The following is an 18,351-nucleotide window of genomic DNA, read 5'->3' as shown; positions in this document are numbered from 1 at the left end:
CGATAGAACTTCCGGACTCGCGCCAACCTCATAGCTAACAAGCCCCCCATTCTGGTAACGACATGGACCTTGTTATCGCCCGCCCCGAAGGTTTGTATTGCCCTGCAGGGGATTTCTACATTGATCCGTGGCGCCCGGTCGAGCGCTCGGTGATCACCCATGCCCACGGCGATCACGCCCGTAACGGCAATCAGCACTACCTTGCCAGCAGCGCCAGCGAAGGGATCTTGCGTGCGCGTCTGGGTCAGGACATCAACCTGCAAACCCTCGCCTACGGCCAGCGGTTGACCCACCACGGCGTGACCTTGAGCTTCCATCCGGCCGGGCATGTGCTCGGTTCGGCCCAGGTGCGTCTGGAATACGGCGGCGAAGTCTGGGTCGCATCGGGAGATTACAAGATCGAACCCGACGGCACCTGCGCGCCGTTCGAACCGGTGCGCTGCCACACCTTCATCACCGAATCGACTTTCGGCCTGCCGATCTACCGCTGGCAACCGCAGGCGCAGGTGTTCAGCGAGATCAACCAGTGGTGGCAGGCGAACATCGCCGCCGGCAAGGCCAGCGTGTTGTTCTGCTACTCGTTCGGCAAAGCCCAGCGGATCCTGCACGGCATCGACGCCAGCCTCGGCCCGATCCTCAGTCACGGCGCGGTCGAGCCACTGAACCGGGTCTACCGCGAGGCCGGCGTGTACCTGCCGCCGACGATCTACGCCGGCGACATCAAAAAATCCGACCCGATCATGCGTCAGGCGCTGGTCATCGCCCCGCCCTCGGCCGGTGGCAGCACCTGGATGCGCCGTTTCGGTGATTTCAGTGATGCCTTCGCCAGCGGCTGGATGCGCCTGCGCGGTACTCGGCGGCGTCGTGGGGTGGATCGCGGCTTTGTGCTGTCGGATCACGCCGACTGGCCCGGCCTGCTCTGGGCCATCGAACAGACCGGCGCCGAACGGGTGATGGTCACCCACGGCTCGATCGGCGTGCTGGTCCGGCATCTGCGCGAACAAGGCCTGGACGCGCAGGGTTTCAACACCGAATACGGCGACGATGAAGAGGAGAACATTGGCGCCGAGCCGGTTATCGCCGAGGTGCAAGCATGAAAGCTTTCGCCGAGCTGTACGCCGAACTCGACGCCACCACGTCAAGCAATGCCAAACTGGCGGCGATGCAAACCTACTTCGCTCAAGCAGCACCGCAGGACGCGGCATGGGCGGTGTACTTTCTGTCTGGTGGACGCCCGCGGCAACTGGTGCCGGTGCGCATCCTGCGCGAACTGGCAGTGGAAGTCTCGGGACTGCAACCGTGGCTGTTCGAGGAAAGTTATCAATCCGTAGGCGATCTGGCGGAAACCATTTCCCTGGTGCTCCCGGAAAATTCGCACAGCTCCGAGGCCGGCCTTGCCGAATGGATTGAAGACAAGCTGCTGCCACTGCGCGGTGAAACCCCGGAATACCTCGCCCGCCACCTGCCCGCGCTGTGGGCGCAACTGGATCGGCCGAGCCTGATGCTGTGCATCAAGCTGATCACCGGCAGTTTCCGCGTCGGCGTGTCGAAACTGCTGGTCACCCGCGCTCTGGCGTCGATGGCCGGCCTCGACAGCAAACGCGTGGCGCAGCGCCTGGTGGGTTACACCGACCTGTCGAACCGGCCGAACGCGACCAGCTACCTGAAACTGATCGCGCCGGAATCCGCCGATGAACATGCGCAACGTGGCGGCCAACCCTACCCGTTCTTCCTCGCGCATGGCTTGTCACAACCGGTGGAGGAGTTTGAAGCGCTGCTGGGGCCGGCGAGCAACTGGCAAGTGGAATGGAAGTGGGATGGCATCCGGGCGCAGGTGGTCAAGCGCGAGGGTCGGCTGTGGGTCTGGTCGCGGGGTGAAGAACTGGTGACCGAGCGTTTCCCCGAGTTCGACACACTGGTCCACGCGTTACCCGACGGCACGGTAATCGACGGCGAAATCGTGGTCTGGAAAAGCACCCATCCGAGCACCGCAGACGCCTTCGATCCGCAATCGAGCGCACCGCCGGCGGTGCAACCGTTCGCCCTGCTGCAGCAGCGCATCGGGCGCAAAACCCTCGACAAGAAAATCCTCGAAGAAGTGCCGGTGGTGGTGCTCGCCTACGACTTGCTGGAGTGGCAGGGCGAAGACTGGCGCAACCGCCCACAGGCCGAACGACGCGCACAACTGGAGCAGGTCATCGCTCACGGTAACAACCCGGTGTTACTGGCCTCGCCGATTCTCACTGGCAGTGACTGGTTCGACCTCGCCCAGCAGCGCGAAGCCTCACGGCGCCTCGGTGTCGAGGGCATGATGCTCAAGGCCCGCGACGCCCTGTATGGCGTAGGCCGGACCAAGGACATGGGCGTGTGGTGGAAGTGGAAGGTCGATCCGTTCAGCGTCGATGCGGTGTTGATCTATGCCCAGCGCGGACATGGCCGGCGCGCCAGTCTGTACAGCGATTACACCTTCGCCGTGTGGGACGGCCCGCCCGAGTCCAGCCAACGAGCGCTGGTGCCGTTCGCCAAGGCCTATTCGGGGCTGACCGACGAGGAAATGCGCCAGGTCGACAGCATCGTGCGCAAGACCACCGTGGAAAAGTTCGGCCCGGTCAGCAGCGTCAAACCGAGTCTGGTGTTCGAACTGGGTTTCGAAGGCATCGCCCTGTCGCGACGGCACAAGAGCGGCATTGCCGTGCGTTTTCCAAGGATGCTGCGCTGGCGGCAGGACAAGACGGTGGATGAGGCCGATAGCCTGGCAACGTTGCAGGATTTGCTGGCCTGACCCGGTTTTCCGGGACAAACCTCCAATCGTCCTGAATGAACATCCTGTAGTGAGTGGATTTTCTGGTGAGGAGATCTTGTGGTGAGGGGATTTATCCCCGATGGGCCGCGAAGCGGCCCCCCATCATTCTTTCAGTAAACCGCGTGTACCGGATTTGCGACTGCTGCGCAGCCGTTCGGGGATAAATCCCCTCGCTACAAGTATTCTGAATCACTAAAAAATGCCTGCATCGACCCAACTTGGTGCAGCTCAATCCCCACGCCCATTCCCGTGCACCATTCCCTCTCCCTCCTCCCTCCCCCAACCTTTTAAAACACTTGTTCGGGACTCTGGTTCGGAAATTGCTACTTTCTATAGGTCGTACGCGTTCCAGTAACAATAATTCTGCGCCACAAGCGCTCATATTGGTTCTTAGGGATTGAATAATGAAAAAAGCATTGCTGACCCTTTCTGCACTGGCGTTGTGCATGGCTGCCGGCTCCGCGCTGGCCAAGGAATACAAAGAGCTGCGTTTTGGCGTTGATCCTTCCTACGCACCGTTCGAGTCGAAAGCGGCCGACGGCAGCCTGGTGGGCTTCGACATCGACTTGGGCAACGCAATCTGCGCCGAGCTGAAGGTCAAGTGCAAATGGGTTGAAAGTGACTTCGACGGCATGATTCCGGGCCTCAACGCCAACAAATTCGACGGTGTGATCTCGTCGATGACCGTGACCCCGGCCCGTGAAAAGGCGATCGACTTCTCCAGCGAGCTGTTCTCCGGCCCGACTTCCTATGTGTTCAAGAAGGGCTCCGGCCTTAGCGATGACGTCGCTTCCCTCAAGGGCAAGTCCGTCGGTTACGAGCAAGGCACCATCCAGGAAGCCTACGCCAAGGCCGTATTGGAGAAGGCCGGGGTAAAAATCCAGGCGTACGCCAACCAGGATCAGGTCTATGCCGACCTGAAAAACGGCCGCCTCGACGCCTCGATCCAGGACATGCTGCAAGCCGAATTGGGCTTTTTGAAGTCGCCTGATGGCGCCAACTACGAAGTCAGCAAGCCGGTCGACAGTGAATTGCTGCCAGCCAAAACCGCTGTCGGTATTAAGAAAGGTAACAAAGAGCTGAAGGCGCTTTTAGATAAAGGTATCAAAGCGTTACACGATGACGGCAAATACGCCGAGATTCAAAAGAAACACTTTGGCGATCTGAATCTGTACAGCGGTAAATAATGCCCTGGCGCCCATCGTTCGATGGGCGCCTTTTCCATCCGCTCAGGTTGCTGATTTATGTTCGAAAACCTCTTACAAAATCTGGGGCTCTCCGCCTTCAGCCTCAAGGGCTTCGGCCCGTTGCTGTTGGAAGGCACCTGGATGACCATCAAATTGTCGGCGTTGTCGCTGCTGGTGGCCGTGTTGCTCGGCCTCTTGGGTGCCAGTGCCAAACTGTCGAAATCCAAACTGTTGCGCCTGCCTGCCCAGCTCTACACCACGCTGATTCGCGGGGTGCCGGATCTGGTGCTGATGCTGTTGATTTTCTACAGCCTGCAAACCTGGCTGACAGCCCTGACCGACGTCATGGAGTGGGACTACATCGAAATCGACTCCTTTACCGCCGGGGTGATCACCCTGGGCTTCATCTATGGCGCGTATTTCACCGAAACCTTCCGTGGGGCGATCCTCGCCGTACCACGCGGTCAGGTCGAAGCGGCCGCCGCCTACGGCCTCAAACGTGGCCAGCGTTTTCGCTTCGTGGTGTTCCCGCAAATGATGCGCTTCGCCCTGCCGGGCATCGGCAACAACTGGATGGTAATGCTCAAGGCCACCGCGCTGGTGTCGATCATCGGCCTGGCCGATCTGGTCAAAGCCGCGCAGGACGCCGGTAAAAGCACCTATCAACTGTTCTACTTCCTGGTACTCGCCGCCTTGATCTATCTGCTGATCACCAGTGCATCCAACGTCATCCTGCGCTGGCTCGAGCGCCGTTACGCCGCCGGTGCCCGGGAGGCCGTACGATGATCGAACTCCTACAGGAATACTGGAAACCCTTCCTTTATACCGACGGTACCAACATCACCGGTCTGGCGATGACCATGTGGCTGCTCAGCGCCTCGATTTTCATCGGTTTTCTGGTGTCGATCCCGTTGTCGATCGCCCGGGTGTCCTCGCACTTCTATGTGCGCTGGCCAGTGCAGTTCTACACCTACCTGTTCCGTGGCACGCCGCTGTATATCCAGTTGCTGATTTGCTACACGGGTATTTACAGCCTGGCCGCCGTGCGTGCGCAGCCGGTGCTCGACAGTTTCTTTCGCGATGCGATGAACTGCACGATCCTCGCGTTTGCCTTGAACACCTGCGCCTACACCACGGAGATTTTCGCCGGGGCGATCCGCAGCATGAACCATGGCGAAGTCGAAGCGGCCAAGGCCTACGGACTGACCGGCTGGAAGCTGTACGCCTACGTGATCATGCCCTCGGCGCTGCGCCGGTCGTTGCCGTATTACAGCAACGAAGTGATCCTGATGCTGCACTCGACCACCGTGGCCTTCACCGCGACCATCCCCGACATCCTGAAAGTTGCGCGGGACGCCAACTCGGCGACCTACCTGACCTTCCAGTCGTTCGGCATCGCCGCGCTGATCTACCTGACCATCACCTTCGCGCTGGTCGGCCTGTTCCGCCTCGCCGAACGCCGATGGCTGGCATTCCTCGGGCCGACCCACTAGGAAAACCTGTAATGCGACACCAGATCCATGACCTGTTGGCCCCGGTGCCGGGGACCGCACGACAGATCCACAGCTTCCACTTCGGCCCGGAGCAGGCCCAAGGCAAGATCTACATCCAGTCCTCGCTGCATGCCGACGAACTGCCCGGCATGCTCGTGGCCTGGCACCTCAAGCAGCGACTGGCGGAGCTGGAAGCCGCCGGGCGCCTGCGCAGCCAGATTGTGCTGGTGCCGGTGGCCAACCCGGTCGGCCTCGAACAAGTGCTGATGGACGTGCCGCTGGGCCGGTACGAGATGGAGAGCGGGCAGAATTTCAATCGCTGGTTCGTCGACCTCAGCGAAGAAATCGGCAACGACATCGAGGGCAAGCTGGGCGACGACCCGCAGCGCAACCTTGAGCTGATCCGCACCAGCCTGCGCAACGCCCTCGCCCGCCAGACACCCGGCACGCAACTGCAATCCCAGCGCCTGACCCTGCAACGGCTGGCGTGCGATGCCGACATGGTGCTGGATCTGCACTGCGATTTCGAATCCGTGGTTCATCTCTACACCACGCCCGAAGCGTGGCCGCAGGTCGAGCCGCTGGCGCGTTACATCGAAGCTCAGGCCAGTCTGCTGGCCACCGATTCCGGCGGCCAGTCATTCGACGAATGCTTCACCCTGTTGTGGTGGCAACTGCAGGAGCGCTTTGGCGAACACTTCGAGATTCCGCTGGGCAGTTTTTCGGTGACCGTGGAGTTGCGCGGCCAGGGTGACGTCAATCACCCAATGGCCAGTCGTGACTGCCAGGCCTTGATCGATTACCTGATCCAGTTCGATGCGATCGTCGGCGAGACCAAACCGCAGCCGCCCCTGCCGTTCCCCGCCACGCCGTTGGCCGGCGTCGAACCGGTGACCACGCCGGTGGGCGGCTTGCTGGTGTACACCGCTACGGCCGGGCAATACCTGCAAGCCGGGCAACAGATTGCCGAAATCATCGACCCGATCCACGACCGGGTCACCCCCATTCATTGCACTGCCGCCGGCCTGCTGTACGCCCGCTCGCTGCGGCGCATGGCTACTGCCGGCATGGTGATCGCCCACGTGGCGGGCGCCGAAGCCTATCGCAGCGGCTACCTACTTTCGCCTTGAGGATGTCTGCCCCATGTACAAATTGACTGTTGAAGGTCTGCACAAAAGCTATGGCGACCATCAGGTACTCAAAGGCGTTTCGCTCAAGGCCAAGACCGGCGACGTGATCAGCCTGATCGGCGCCAGCGGCTCGGGTAAAAGCACCTTTTTGCGCTGCATCAACTTCCTCGAACAACCCAACGACGGCGCCATGAGCCTCGATGGCCAGGCGATCCGCATGGTCACCGACCGCCACGGCATGCACGTCGCCGACCCGAATGAACTGCAACGCCTGCGCACGCGACTGGCCATGGTGTTCCAGCACTTCAACCTGTGGAGCCACATGACCGTGCTGGAAAACATCACCATGGCCCCGCGCCGGGTGCTGGGTTGCAGCAAGCAGGAAGCCGAAGACCGCGCCCGCCGTTATCTGGATAAAGTGGGCCTGCCGGCGCGGGTTGCCGATCAGTACCCGGCGTTTCTCTCTGGCGGCCAGCAACAGCGGGTGGCGATTGCCCGGGCGCTGGCGATGGAGCCGGAAGTGATGCTGTTCGACGAACCGACCTCGGCGCTCGACCCGGAGCTGGTGGGTGAGGTGTTGCGGGTGATTCAGGGTCTGGCTGAAGAAGGTCGGACGATGATCATGGTGACCCATGAAATGAGCTTCGCCCGCAAGGTCTCCAGCCAGGTGTTGTTTCTGCATCAAGGGCTGGTGGAAGAAGAAGGCGCGCCGGAAGATGTGCTGGGCAATCCGCGCAGCGAACGGCTGAAGCAGTTCCTCAGCGGTAACCTCAAGTAACAGACGCAGATAAAAACCTGTGGGAGCGGGCTTGCTCGCGAAAGCGGTGGGTCAGTCAGCATTGTTTTGACTGACCCACCGCTTTCGCGAGCAAGCCCGCTCCCACAAGGGTGTATGTACTCGCACAAAATTAAACTTGTCCCTCAACGGCGCGGTCACTGAAGGAACACCTTCAGAGCGCAAGCCGCCGGTATGCCGACCTCCACCGACTTCGCAAAACTCTGGTTCAGCGCACGCGGCTGGAAGCCGTTCGCCTTTCAGAAAAACGTCTGGGCCGCCGTTAAAAAAGGTCAGTCTGGCCTGCTCCACGCCAGCACCGGCGCCGGTAAAACCTATGCGGTGTGGTTCGCCGCGCTCAACCGCTTCGCCCGCATCAAACCCAGCGTTGCAGACAGCAAAAAACGCAAAGCACCAGCCGAACCACTGACCGTGCTGTGGATCACGCCGATGCGTGCCCTCGCCGCCGACACCGCACGCGCCCTGCAAGCGCCAGTCAGCGATTTGCAGATTCCGTGGAGCATCGGTCTGCGCACCGGCGACACCAGCAGCGCCGAACGTGCGCGTCAGGGCCGGCGCCTGCCAACCACGCTGATCACCACCCCGGAAAGCCTGACCCTGCTGCTTGCCCGAGCCGACGCCAGGACTGCGTTGTCGAGCCTGCGGATGATCGTTGTCGATGAATGGCACGAACTGCTCGGCAACAAACGCGGCGTACAACTGCAACTGGCCCTCGCCCGCCTGCGCCATTGGCAACCCGAACTGATCGTCTGGGGCGTGTCCGCCACCCTCGGCAATCAAGCCCACGCCGAACAGGTGCTGATCCCACAGGGCGGCGGGATCAGCGTGCAGGGCCAGAGCGAAAAATCACTCAATGTCGACACCTTGGTCCCACCGGCCATCGAGCGGTTTCCGTGGGCCGGGCACATCGGTCTGAAGATGCTGCCGCAGGTGGTCGCCGAACTGGATGCCTGCGCCAGCAGCCTGGTCTTCACCAACACCCGGGCACAGTCGGAAATCTGGTATCAGGCATTGCTCGAAGCGCGGCCGGACTGGGCCGGGCTGATCGCGTTGCACCACAGCTCGCTGTCCCGCGAGACCCGCGACTGGGTCGAGCAAGCGTTGAAGGACGGCAAGCTGAAAGCCGTGGTCTGCACCTCGAGCCTGGATCTGGGCGTGGACTTTTTACCGGTGGAACGGGTCCTGCAAATCGGCTCGGCGAAAGGCGTGGCGCGGCTGATGCAACGGGCCGGGCGCTCCGGTCACGCGCCGGGGCGCACTTCGCGGGTGACGCTGGTGCCGACCCACAGCCTGGAGCTGATCGAGGCCGCCGCCGCAGGCGACGCCGTGGCGCAACGACTCATAGAACCGCGTCTGTCGCCGCACAAACCGCTGGATGTGCTGGTGCAGCATCTGGTCAGCATGGCGCTGGGCGGTGGTTTTACTCCCGAAGAGCTGTACGAAGAAGTGCGTGGTGCCTGGGCTTATCGTGATCTGACACTGGCAGATTGGGCCTGGGCGCTGGCTTTCGTACGTCATGGCGGGCTTTCTCTGACGGCCTATCCGGATTACCGCCGGGTCGAACCGGATGAACACGGCGTCTGGCGCGTGCCCGATGCGCGACTCGCCCGCCGTCATCGCATGAGCATCGGCACCATCGTCAGCGACGCGAGCATTAATCTGAAATTCTGGAGCAAGGGTGGCGGTGGCAAGCAGTTGGGCAGCGTCGAGGAAGGTTTTATCGCGCGGCTGAAACCGGGCGATGGCTTTCTGTTTGCCGGGCGTTTGCTGGAGTTAGTGCGGGTGGAAAACATGACCGCGTACGTCAAACGCAGCACCGCGAAAAAAGCCGCCGTGCCGCGCTGGAATGGCGGGCGGATGCCGCTTTCCAACGAACTGGCCGCCGCCGTGGTCAGCCGCTTCACGGCGGCAGCACGGGGCGAGTTCGTCGGCCCGGAAATGCAGGCGCTACAACCGTTGCTGCAAACCCAGGCGCACTGGTCGGGTCTGCCCACCTCCGACAGTCTGTTGGCCGAAGCGCTGAAATCCCGTGAAGGCTGGCACCTTTTCCTTTATCCGTTTGCCGGGCGCCAGGTGCATCTGGGGCTCGCCAGTCTGTTGGCGTGGCGCGTCAGTCAGCGCCAGCCACTGACGTTCTCGATTGCGGTGAATGATTACGGGCTGGAGTTGCTCAGCGCCACGCCGGTCGATTGGTTCGAGCAACTCGATGCGGCGCTGCTCAGCCCCGAGCATCTGCTGCGCGACGTGCTGGCCAGCCTCAATGCCGGGGAGCTGGCGTTGCGGCGCTTTCGCGAGATCGCGCGGATCGCCGGGCTGGTGTTCGCCGGCTATCCCGGCGCGCCGAAAAGTACCCGCCAGGTACAGGCTTCCAGCGGATTGTTCTTCGAAGTGTTCAAACAATACGACGCTGACAACCTGCTGCTGGCTCAAGCCGGGGAAGAAGTCTTACGGGAAGAACTGGATATTCGTCGTCTGGAACAGACATTGGAGCGGATCAACCGGATGAAACTGGACATGCACCTGATCAAACGTCCTACACCGCTAGGCTTTCCGTTGCTGGTGGAGCGCATGCGCGAAAGCATGAGTTCGGAAAAACTCGCTGACCGCATCCGGCGCATGGTCGGCGATCTGGAGAAGTCCGCCGACAAGGGTCAAGCCTCATGAGTGCAGCGTATCCAGTGCGCCTGGCCGGTGAAGAACTCTGGCTGCTGCCGGAAAAGGCCCTGTACTGGCCGGCGCAGCAAGCACTGCTGATCGCCGATGTGCATTTCGGCAAAGCCGCGGCCTATCGCAGCCTCGGCCAGCCGGTACCCCAGGGCACCACGACGGCGAATATCGAAGTGCTCGACCGCTTGCTGGCCAGACTGCCCTGTCGGCAGCTGATTTTCCTCGGTGACTTTCTGCACGGCCCCGGTTCGCATGCGACGGGTACGCTGAATGCCCTGGCCGAGTGGCGTGCACGGCACGCGGATCTGCCGATGACGCTGATTCGCGGCAACCACGACAAACGTGCCGGGGATCCCCCGGCGGCGCTGAATATCCGCGTGGTTCCGGAGCCCCTGCTGCTCGGGCCGTTTGCCCTGCAACACGAACCGGATCCACATCCCGAGCGGCATGTGCTGGCCGGGCATGTGCATCCGGTCTATCGGCTCAACGGCAAGGGGCGGCAGCGTTTGCGGCTGGCATGTTTTCGACTGGGTGAGCGATTGAGCCTGCTGCCGGCCTTTGGTGCCTTTACCGGTGGTTATCAGGTCGAGAAAGACGCTCAGTGCAGGATTTTCGTCATCGGCGACAACGAAATATGGCCCGTCAGTTGAGGTCTTGGGCAAACCTCAGCCGACTGGCCATTCATGGAGTAGCGACTCAGGCCACTGGCGCGGGTGGCGGCTCGTCCGGCAGCGTCGGCTCGCCGGGTTCGGTCGGTTGTTCGTTAGGGGTGTCGGGATCAGGCTGACCGGGAATGCCGCCTGCCATATGGAAAGCCGGGTGTGCCAACAATGACCAGGCCAAAACGCCAACCTGATTGGGCTCAAGCCTTGCCAGTTGGGCGGTGATATGCGGATCGATCTTCATGCAACCTCCTCGGCGAAGGCCCGCTTTGCCAGAAGCAAAAACGGGCAGTACACCCCATAGAGTGTCTGCCCGCCAAAGAATTCCCGCGAACTGCCGGATGGATCAGGTACGCGGCAGGGTCACGCCACGCTGGCCCTGATATTTGCCGCCGCGATCCTTGTACGAAACTTCGCATTGCTCGTCGGATTCGAGGAACAGCATCTGCGCCACGCCCTCGTTGGCGTAGATTTTCGCCGGCAGGTTGGTGGTGTTGGAGAATTCCAGGGTCACGTGGCCTTCCCACTCAGGCTCGAGCGGGGTGACGTTAACGATGATGCCGCAGCGCGCGTAGGTGCTTTTACCCAGGCAGATGGTCAATACGTTGCGCGGAATGCGGAAGTATTCGACGGTGCTGGCCAGGGCGAAGGAGTTCGGCGGGATGATGCAGACGTCGCTGTGGATGTCGACAAAGCTGCCGGCATCGAAGTTCTTCGGATCGACGATCGCCGAATTGATGTTGGTGAACACCTTGAAATGGTTGGTGCAGCGCACATCGTAGCCGTAGCTCGACACACCGTAGGAAATCACACGGCTGTCGTCGCTGCCGCGCACCTGGCGCTCGACGAAAGGCTCGATCATGCCGTGTTCCTGCGCCATGCGGCGAATCCACTTGTCCGATTTGATGCTCATGGCGGGTGTCCTGAATAGCGAGGTGGAAAAAATCTGTCCGGCATCTTACCGGGCGCGCCGCCGGGTTCAAAGTCCGCGCTGAAATTCTCGCCGAACACCCTGGAAATACAGGCTCTGGCGACGAACCGTCACACCGCCGATCCCTAAAACAGAGAAACCTTCGCAAGAAACATTGGCACGTTCCGGAAAAAGGGTTAAGGTGGCGCCACTGTGTTGCTTGTGTCACTGAGAATCTCTACACGATATGTTGAATTTCGATCCAACCATCTACAAGAATTTTTCCTGCTCTTTGCACTCAGTCTCGGCCAGGGTTCTTCCTGAGTCGCAGTTATCTTTGTTCAAGGAGTTACACCATGTCTAATCGCCAAACCGGTACCGTTAAGTGGTTCAACGATGAAAAAGGCTTCGGCTTCATCACTCCACAATCCGGTGACGACCTGTTCGTTCACTTCAAAGCTATCCAATCCGACGGCTTCAAAAGCCTGAAAGAAGGCCAACAGGTTTCTTTCATCGCTACCCGCGGTCAGAAAGGCATGCAAGCTGAAGAAGTACAAGTTATCTAACTTGTAGCTTCTTTAGAAAAGAGCCCCGCCCTCAAAGCGGGGCTTTTTTGTGGGCGTGTGTTTTTTAACGGCCACAAAAAAAGCAGCCCTCACGGCTGCTTTTTTTTCGACTTGCCTTACCAGGCCACGCCAAACCCTGCGGTGTAGCGGGTCTTGTTCAAATCTGCATCCTTGGTACCACTGATGATGTCGCGTTCGGCCTTGAGGTTGAGCGACGCCCAGTCGGTGACCTTGTAGCGCAGGCCCATCTCGGCATCCAGCGCGTAATTGGCTACGTCAGACAGCGGCTTGCCCAGCTCGCCGTTGGTGAAGAACTCGACTTTCTTGCCGATCAGGTAGCGGTTGTAATCCCACTTCATGGCGACCGAATAGAAGTTGTCCTTGCCGCCATCGCTGTACTCGTAATCGGTGCGGTTGAGCAGCGAACCGAGCGAGAACGCGCCCAGCTCGTCGTCCCAGAACTGGTAACCCGGACCGGTACCGACCACACGCTGACGCGACAGCTCTTCAACGTAGTCGCGCTTGTAGTTCAGGCGGCCCTGCCAGAACCATTTGTCAGTGAGGAAGCGGTCAAGTGCGTATTCGGCGCGCCAGTTATTGGTGGTGACCTGCTCGTCCTGCACTTCGCGGTTGTATTCGCCCTCGGCGGTGTGCCGCCAGCGGCCATGACGCGCGGTGGTCTTGAAGTCGATGTCGTAGTCGTCGGTGTCCTTTTCCGCCCGTTGATAATCCATCGCCAGGCCTACATTACCTTTCCACACCAGATCCTCGACCACCGGTTTCGGTTTGAGAATCTGCTGAATGCTCGCCAGCTCGACGGTCTTCGGCGCCTCGCCGTTGGCCAGGGTGACCTTGCCGTCATCGGCGGCGGTCAGCGACTTGGCTTTTTCACCGTTGTAGGCGTCCTGTTTGACCAGCAGCTCCTGATCGCTCTGCAGGGTCTTGACCTCTTTCCAGTCGATGCTGACCGCACCCGCATATTGGGTCTGGATCAGCAATTTGCCGCCATCGAAAACGGAGATCTTACCGCTCAGCTTGTCACCGTTCTTTAACCAGACGGTATCGGCAAGCAGCGGCGTGGAGGCACTGAAGACAGCAAGGCACAGCAGGGTTCTGGACAACATAAGCGGATCGAGGGCTCAAGTTTGCGAAAAAAGGTCGGCATTATCCGTAGGAATAAGACCCTGACAAGGACTGACCGAGCGATTTCCATTGAGTTCATTTCTCATCTGGCCAACGAGCGATTACGCTTGAGCCCATCGATACGACTATTGTTCAGGAACCGCGCTGGTGAAAGAGCCGAATCATCCCGAGGAAAGCGAAGCGCAAATCCGACGCACGGCGCTTTATTCCACCCTTGCCCAAGTGCCTGAGGGCAAGGTGGTCAGCTATGGTCAGTTAGCTGAACTCGCAGGGTTGGGGCGCGCCGCCCGCTGGGTCGGCCGGACCCTGAGCCAATTACCCGGCGATACCAAACTGCCGTGGCACCGGGTACTGGGTGCCGGCGGTCGGATCAGTCTGCCACTGGGCAGCCCCTCGGGGGACGAACAACGGGCACGATTGCGTTCTGAAGGCGTCACCGTCCTGAACAATCGTGTGGATATTCAGCGCCATGGCTGGCGTCCGATAGAGCACAGCGGTTAGAGTGCGCGCTTTGTTTTCGCAATCTTGAGGCAGACTTCAGCCCATGCCCCGTAAAACCTGGCGCGCCGCGCTCGCCGCCTATGCCAGTCCTTCGACGCTCGTGCTGTTGTTGCTCGGTTTTGCTGCCGGCCTGCCGTACATGCTGGTATTTTCGACGCTTTCCGTCTGGCTGCGTGAAGCCGGTGTTGCCCGTGAAACCATCGGCTACGCCAGCCTGATCGGCCTGGCCTACGCCTTCAAATGGGTGTGGTCACCGCTGCTCGACCAATGGCGCCTGCCTTTATTGGGCAAGCTTGGCCGCCGCCGTTCGTGGCTGGTGCTCTCGCAGACCCTGGTGATTCTGGGGCTGATCGGCATGGGCTTCTGTGATCCGCAGAAACACCTGTCCTGGCTGATCGCCATTGCCGTCATCGTCGCCTTCGCCTCCGCCACCCAAGACATCGCTGTCGACGCCTATCGCCTGGAAATCGCTGACGACAGCCGCCAGGCCGCGCTGGCTGCCAGTTACATGTCCGGCTACCGCGTCGCCGCCCTGCTCGCCACGGCGGGCGCGCTGTTCTTTGCCGAAGGCTTCGGCTCCACCGGTTTCAACTATCAACACTCGGCCTGGACCGGCACCTACGCCCTGTTCGGGGTATTGATGATCCCTGCCCTGCTGACCTCGCTGCTGATGCGCGAACCGCCAGTGCCACTGCGCACGCAGTTGCAGGCCGGCCGCTACAGTTTCGGGCATCAACTGGCCTCGGTATTCGTGCTGATCGTGTTGCTGGTGTCGGTTCCGGCGATGTTCACCCAGCTCTACAACACCGATTTCGCCGGCGTGCTGTTCGGCAATATGAGCCCGCTCGACCTGTTGCTCGAAGACCGCGCCTTCCTGCGCGCCATCCTCTACACCCTGCTCACCGGCCTGTGCCTGTCGACCATGGGCCGTCGCGGCCTGGCGCCGGTGCTGACCCCGGTCAACGACTTCATCCTGCGCTACCGCTGGCAGGCGTTGCTGTTGCTCGGGCTGATCGCCACTTACCGGATGTCCGATACGGTGATGGGCGTGATGGCCAACGTGTTCTATATCGACCAGGGCTTCACCAAGGATCAGATCGCCAGCGTCAGCAAGATCTTCGGCCTGATCATGACCCTCCTCGGCGCCGGGATGGGCGGCCTGCTGATCGTGCGCTTCGGCATCCTGCCGATCCTGTTCATTGGCGGCGCAGCTTCGGCGGCAACCAACCTGCTGTTCGTGATGCTGGCTGACATGGGCCCGAACCTGCAGATGCTGGTGGTGACCATCTCCCTCGACAACTTCAGTTCGGGCATGGCGACCTCAGCCTTCGTCGCCTACCTGTCGAGCCTGACCAACCTGAAGTTCTCGGCCACCCAGTACGCCCTGCTTAGCTCGATCATGCTGTTGCTGCCGCGCCTGATCGGCGGTTATTCCGGGGTAATGGTCGAGAAGTTCGGCTACCACAACTTCTTCATGATCACGGCGCTGCTCGGCGTGCCGACCCTGGTGCTGATCGCCCTGCACTGGTTTCAGGAAAACCGCCGCGAAGGCCCGACACCAACGCCCGAGCCTGTGCCGACCACCGTGGTCGAAGAGTCGTAGGACATTTCAGCAACGGCGGGAGGATTCCCGCCGTTGAGCCTCACCGCCGAGCGCAATCCTGTACGTCGGCAAATCTCGCCGGTACACTGCTCCGTCATTTCCAGTCATAGCAACCGACAACGGCCAACCATGCGCACCAGTCAATTTTTGCTCGCCACACAGAAAGAAACGCCTTCCGATGCGGTCGTCGTCAGCCATCAGCTGATGCTGCGCGCCGGCATGATCCGCAAACTCGCTTCGGGCCTGTACACCTGGCTGCCGATGGGCTTGCGGGTAATGCGAAAGGTTGAAGCCATCGTTCGCGAAGAAATGAACGCTGCCGGTTCTCTTGAAGTGTTGATGCCGAGCACCCAACCGGCCGAGCTGTGGCAGGAATCGGGGCGCTGGGAAGAATACGGCCCTGAGCTGCTGCGTATCAAAGACCGCCACGGTCGCGACTTCTGCGCGGGCCCGACCCACGAAGAAGTGATCACCGATCTGATGCGCAACGAGTTGAGCAGCTACAAGCAGCTGCCGATCAACCTGTACCAGATCCAGACCAAATTCCGTGACGAAATCCGCCCACGCTTCGGTTTGATGCGCGGCCGTGAATTCATCATGAAGGACGCCTACTCGTTCCACGCCGATCAGGCTTCGCTGCAGGTCACCTACGACCGCATGCATCAGGCGTACTGCAACGTGTTCACCCGTCTGGGTCTGAAATTCCGTCCGGTTGAAGCCGACAACGGTTCGATCGGTGGCGCTGGCTCCCATGAATTCCACGTACTGGCCGAGTCCGGCGAAGACGATATCGTCTTCAGCAACGGCTCCGACTACGCCGCGAACATCGAGAAAGCCGAGGCTGTGCCACGCGAAACCTCGCGTCCAGCACCGACCGAAGAGCTGCGCCTGGTCGACACCCCAGATACCAAGACCATTGCCGCCCTGGTGGAAAAATTCAATCTGCCGATTGAAAAGACCATCAAGACCCTGATCGTCCACGCCGAAGAGCCAGGCAAGCTGATTGCCCTGGTCATCCGTGGCGACCACGAGCTGAACGAAATCAAGGCCGCCCAGCAGCCGGGCGTTGCCAGCCCGCTGGTCATGGCTTCCGATGCCGAACTGCGTGACGCCATTGGCGCCGGCGCCGGTTCGCTCGGCCCGCTGAACCTGCCACTGCCAATCATCATCGACCGCTCGGTCGAACTGATGAGCGACTTCGGTATCGGCGCGAACATCGACGACAAGCACTACTTCGGCGTGAACTGGGAGCGCGATCTGCCGGTTCCGACCGTCGCCGACCTGCGTAACGTCGTCGCCGGCGACCCAAGCCCGGATGGCAAAGGCACCCTGGAAATCAAGCGCGGCATCGAAGTCGGGCACATCTTCCAGCTGGGCAACAAGTACAGCAAGGCGATGAAGTGCGAAGTGCTGGGCGAGAACGGCAAACCGGTTACCCTGGAAATGGGTTGCTACGGTATCGGCGTATCCCGCGTGGTCGCTGCCGCCATCGAGCAGAACAACGACGAGAAAGGCATCATCTGGAGCGACACCCTGGCGCCGTTCCAGATCGCTCTGGTGCCGCTGCGTTATGAAACCGAGCAGGTGCGCGAAGCCACTGACAAGCTGTACGCAGAACTGACGGCGGCCGGTTTCGAAGTGTTGCTGGACGATCGCGACAAGAAAACCAGCCCGGGCATCAAGTTCGCGGACATGGAACTGATCGGCATTCCTCACCGGATCGTGGTCAGTGACCGCGGCCTCGCCGAAGGCAACCTGGAATACAAGAGCCGCACCGAGGCCGAAGCGCAAGCGCTGCCGGTTGCCGATGTGCTGTCCTTCCTTCAGGCCCGTATCCGCCGCTGAATCCAGATAGAGACCTCATGTTCAAGCGAAACACCTTGGGCCTCGGTGGCGCCGCCTTGTGCGGCGCCCTGCTGGTCAGCGGCTGTGCCAATCAGATGTCACAGCGCAGCGAGCACGAAGAGCGGGTCGAGCGCAAACTGCTTGATCACAGCCTGCAGATCGATGTCGGTGAGCCTAAGGTGCTCGAACTGCCGCAGCGTCGCGTGAAAATCAACGAACAGAAGACCTTCGAAGTCACCGAGTTTGAGGTCACCCGTCGTTACGATCGCTACACGCCTTATCAGCCCTGGCGCGAAATCTACGAGATTCCGCTGGGTGCAGTGGCCGTGGTCGCCGGTATTGGCGCCAATGTGGTCAACGTATTCGCTCTGGGCAGCCTGCCGGACAGCGTGACCAAGGACTGGTTGAACTACGGCATTGCCGGGGTCAACCCGTTCATGAACGTGCAGTCCCACGGTCGTGCGCAACAGAACCTGGCCGGTATCGATGAAGTCCAGCGCGACAAACGCACGGAGTATTCGAGCCTGCCGTGGAGCGAGCGTCCGGTGCAGGTCAAGGCCGGCAAGCAGACCTTCGACATGACCACTGACCGCAACGGCGTGCTGCGCCTGAACCTGCTGGACAGTCCGTTCGCCGAAAATGACCTGAATCATATCGGCAAGCTGCAGATCAGCGTCGAAGACGGCAAGGATGACGTGCACAGCGACTCATCCCTGGCGATCAGCAGCCATTTGCGCAGCAAGTTGCTCGAAGCGCACGGGTTGATTTATGACGATCTGGAAGACGACGAAGTGAGCCAGTGGGTCCACCGGGTCAAGCGTCTGTCGGAACTGGGTCTGGAGGAAGAGGCCAGCGAGCTGGAACAAAGCCTCATTGAACTGACGCGCAACGATCCTGAGTTGCAGGCCGAGTTTCTCAAGTCGCTGACCAAGGATGCGGGGCGTCTGGTCGCTGATCCGGGACCGAATTAAGGCTGAAAAGCTTCGCGAGCAAGCCCGCTCCCACAGTTGATTGCATTCCACTGAAGGAACTCGATCAAATGTGG

At 60.7% G+C, this 18,351-nt stretch carries 17 protein-coding genes; 14 read left to right on the top strand and 3 right to left on the bottom strand.

The genetic code is table 11. The annotated features are described in order from the left end of the window. The first annotated feature begins 62 nt into the window (after nt 1-62). The 9 genes from E3Z29_RS08845 to pdeM all read left to right on the top strand — a co-directional run bounded on the left by E3Z29_RS08845 (nt 63) and on the right by pdeM (nt 10,726). The gene (locus tag E3Z29_RS08845) at nt 63-1,097 is read left to right on the top strand and encodes a ligase-associated DNA damage response exonuclease (protein WP_098967542.1); all 1,035 of its coding nucleotides are present in this window, start codon (nt 63-65) and stop codon (nt 1,095-1,097) included. Continuing rightward, a complete protein-coding gene (locus tag E3Z29_RS08840; RefSeq protein WP_134785581.1) occupies nt 1,094-2,782 on the top strand; it encodes an ATP-dependent DNA ligase in 1,689 nt (562 codons plus the stop codon). The genes E3Z29_RS08845 and E3Z29_RS08840 overlap by 4 nt, the downstream gene beginning before the upstream one ends. A 425-nt stretch (nt 2,783-3,207) precedes the next feature. Beyond that, nucleotides 3,208-3,990 carry a transporter substrate-binding domain-containing protein gene (locus E3Z29_RS08835; RefSeq protein WP_003222321.1) on the top strand — a complete coding sequence of 261 codons (783 nt, stop codon included), beginning with the start codon at nt 3,208-3,210 and terminating at the stop codon, nt 3,988-3,990. A 57-nt stretch (nt 3,991-4,047) separates the two neighbouring features. Continuing rightward, entirely contained in the window at nt 4,048-4,776 is a 729-nt protein-coding gene (locus tag E3Z29_RS08830; protein WP_134785580.1) for an ABC transporter permease, read from the top strand. Then, entirely contained in the window at nt 4,773-5,483 is a 711-nt protein-coding gene (locus tag E3Z29_RS08825) for an ABC transporter permease (RefSeq protein WP_134785579.1), read from the top strand. Before E3Z29_RS08830 ends, E3Z29_RS08825 begins: the two co-directional genes overlap by 4 nt. Nucleotides 5,484-5,494: 11 nt before the next feature. Further along, on the top strand, nt 5,495-6,613 hold the full coding sequence (locus tag E3Z29_RS08820; RefSeq protein WP_134785578.1) for a succinylglutamate desuccinylase/aspartoacylase family protein: 1,119 nt from the start codon (nt 5,495-5,497) through the stop codon (nt 6,611-6,613). A gap of 13 nt (nt 6,614-6,626) precedes the next feature. Further along, on the top strand, nt 6,627-7,391 hold the full coding sequence (locus E3Z29_RS08815) for an ABC transporter ATP-binding protein (RefSeq protein ID WP_123586990.1): 765 nt from the start codon (nt 6,627-6,629) through the stop codon (nt 7,389-7,391). A 192-nt stretch (nt 7,392-7,583) separates the two neighbouring features. After that, on the top strand, nt 7,584-10,073 hold the full coding sequence (locus E3Z29_RS08810; RefSeq protein WP_134785577.1) for a ligase-associated DNA damage response DEXH box helicase: 2,490 nt from the start codon (nt 7,584-7,586) through the stop codon (nt 10,071-10,073). Continuing rightward, entirely contained in the window at nt 10,070-10,726 is a 657-nt protein-coding gene (gene pdeM, locus E3Z29_RS08805; protein ID WP_098967537.1) for a ligase-associated DNA damage response endonuclease PdeM, read from the top strand. The genes E3Z29_RS08810 and pdeM overlap by 4 nt, the downstream gene beginning before the upstream one ends. Nucleotides 10,727-10,772: 46 nt before the next feature. Here the strand turns inward: pdeM and E3Z29_RS08800 are convergent, their stop codons facing one another. Continuing rightward, complete coding sequence (locus tag E3Z29_RS08800) at nt 10,773-10,982, bottom strand: hypothetical protein (protein WP_027614346.1); 210 nt, start codon at nt 10,980-10,982, stop codon at nt 10,773-10,775. A gap of 102 nt (nt 10,983-11,084) precedes the next feature. After that, nucleotides 11,085-11,651, bottom strand: a complete 567-nt coding sequence (dcd, locus tag E3Z29_RS08795) for a dCTP deaminase (RefSeq protein ID WP_003222308.1) — start codon at nt 11,649-11,651, stop codon at nt 11,085-11,087. 353 nt (nt 11,652-12,004) lie between these two features. On the opposite strand from dcd, the gene E3Z29_RS08790 reads away from it, so the two are divergent. After that, nucleotides 12,005-12,214, top strand: a complete 210-nt coding sequence (locus tag E3Z29_RS08790; RefSeq protein WP_002554837.1) for a cold-shock protein — start codon at nt 12,005-12,007, stop codon at nt 12,212-12,214. Nucleotides 12,215-12,330: 116 nt separating this feature from the next. On the opposite strand, the gene E3Z29_RS08785 is transcribed toward E3Z29_RS08790, so the two are convergent. Beyond that, nucleotides 12,331-13,338, bottom strand: a complete 1,008-nt coding sequence (locus E3Z29_RS08785) for a DUF481 domain-containing protein (RefSeq protein WP_134785576.1) — start codon at nt 13,336-13,338, stop codon at nt 12,331-12,333. A 166-nt stretch (nt 13,339-13,504) separates the two neighbouring features. Between E3Z29_RS08785 and E3Z29_RS08780 the strand changes: the two genes are divergently transcribed. From E3Z29_RS08780 to E3Z29_RS08765, 4 genes are all read left to right on the top strand, one after another. Beyond that, entirely contained in the window at nt 13,505-13,858 is a 354-nt protein-coding gene (locus tag E3Z29_RS08780) for an MGMT family protein (RefSeq protein WP_098967536.1), read from the top strand. 43 nt (nt 13,859-13,901) lie between these two features. Continuing rightward, nucleotides 13,902-15,461: an AmpG family muropeptide MFS transporter gene (locus E3Z29_RS08775; protein WP_134785575.1), complete on the top strand. Its 1,560-nt coding sequence runs from the start codon at nt 13,902-13,904 to the stop codon at nt 15,459-15,461. 129 nt (nt 15,462-15,590) lie between these two features. After that, on the top strand, nt 15,591-17,306 hold the full coding sequence (locus E3Z29_RS08770) for a proline--tRNA ligase (RefSeq protein WP_134785574.1): 1,716 nt from the start codon (nt 15,591-15,593) through the stop codon (nt 17,304-17,306). Nucleotides 17,307-17,323: 17 nt separating this feature from the next. Further along, on the top strand, nt 17,324-18,277 hold the full coding sequence (locus tag E3Z29_RS08765; protein WP_134785573.1) for a hypothetical protein: 954 nt from the start codon (nt 17,324-17,326) through the stop codon (nt 18,275-18,277). Nucleotides 18,278-18,351 lie beyond the last annotated feature (74 nt).

It is taken from the genome of Pseudomonas sp. S150 (assembly GCF_004526365.1).
GTDB lineage: Bacteria > Pseudomonadota > Gammaproteobacteria > Pseudomonadales > Pseudomonadaceae > Aquipseudomonas > Aquipseudomonas putida_A.
This window is presented reverse-complemented; position numbering and strand designations above follow the sequence as displayed.

What these genes read in the sequence shown, in the direction of transcription:
- E3Z29_RS08845 (WP_098967542.1), top strand. Translation starts at nt 63, where the DNA reads ATGGACCTTGTTATCGCCCGCCCCGAAGGTTTGTATTGCCCTGCAGGG.
- E3Z29_RS08840 (WP_134785581.1), top strand. Translation starts at nt 1,094, where the DNA reads ATGAAAGCTTTCGCCGAGCTGTACGCCGAACTCGACGCCACCACGTCA.
- E3Z29_RS08835 (WP_003222321.1), top strand. Translation starts at nt 3,208, where the DNA reads ATGAAAAAAGCATTGCTGACCCTTTCTGCACTGGCGTTGTGCATGGCT.
- E3Z29_RS08830 (WP_134785580.1), top strand. Translation starts at nt 4,048, where the DNA reads ATGTTCGAAAACCTCTTACAAAATCTGGGGCTCTCCGCCTTCAGCCTC.
- E3Z29_RS08825 (WP_134785579.1), top strand. Translation starts at nt 4,773, where the DNA reads ATGATCGAACTCCTACAGGAATACTGGAAACCCTTCCTTTATACCGAC.
- E3Z29_RS08820 (WP_134785578.1), top strand. Translation starts at nt 5,495, where the DNA reads ATGCGACACCAGATCCATGACCTGTTGGCCCCGGTGCCGGGGACCGCA.
- E3Z29_RS08815 (WP_123586990.1), top strand. Translation starts at nt 6,627, where the DNA reads ATGTACAAATTGACTGTTGAAGGTCTGCACAAAAGCTATGGCGACCAT.
- E3Z29_RS08810 (WP_134785577.1), top strand. Translation starts at nt 7,584, where the DNA reads ATGCCGACCTCCACCGACTTCGCAAAACTCTGGTTCAGCGCACGCGGC.
- pdeM (WP_098967537.1), top strand. Translation starts at nt 10,070, where the DNA reads ATGAGTGCAGCGTATCCAGTGCGCCTGGCCGGTGAAGAACTCTGGCTG.
- E3Z29_RS08800 (WP_027614346.1), bottom strand. Translation starts at nt 10,982, where the DNA reads ATGAAGATCGATCCGCATATCACCGCCCAACTGGCAAGGCTTGAGCCC.
- dcd (WP_003222308.1), bottom strand. Translation starts at nt 11,651, where the DNA reads ATGAGCATCAAATCGGACAAGTGGATTCGCCGCATGGCGCAGGAACAC.
- E3Z29_RS08790 (WP_002554837.1), top strand. Translation starts at nt 12,005, where the DNA reads ATGTCTAATCGCCAAACCGGTACCGTTAAGTGGTTCAACGATGAAAAA.
- E3Z29_RS08785 (WP_134785576.1), bottom strand. Translation starts at nt 13,338, where the DNA reads ATGTTGTCCAGAACCCTGCTGTGCCTTGCTGTCTTCAGTGCCTCCACG.
- E3Z29_RS08775 (WP_134785575.1), top strand. Translation starts at nt 13,902, where the DNA reads ATGCCCCGTAAAACCTGGCGCGCCGCGCTCGCCGCCTATGCCAGTCCT.
- E3Z29_RS08770 (WP_134785574.1), top strand. Translation starts at nt 15,591, where the DNA reads ATGCGCACCAGTCAATTTTTGCTCGCCACACAGAAAGAAACGCCTTCC.
- E3Z29_RS08765 (WP_134785573.1), top strand. Translation starts at nt 17,324, where the DNA reads ATGTTCAAGCGAAACACCTTGGGCCTCGGTGGCGCCGCCTTGTGCGGC.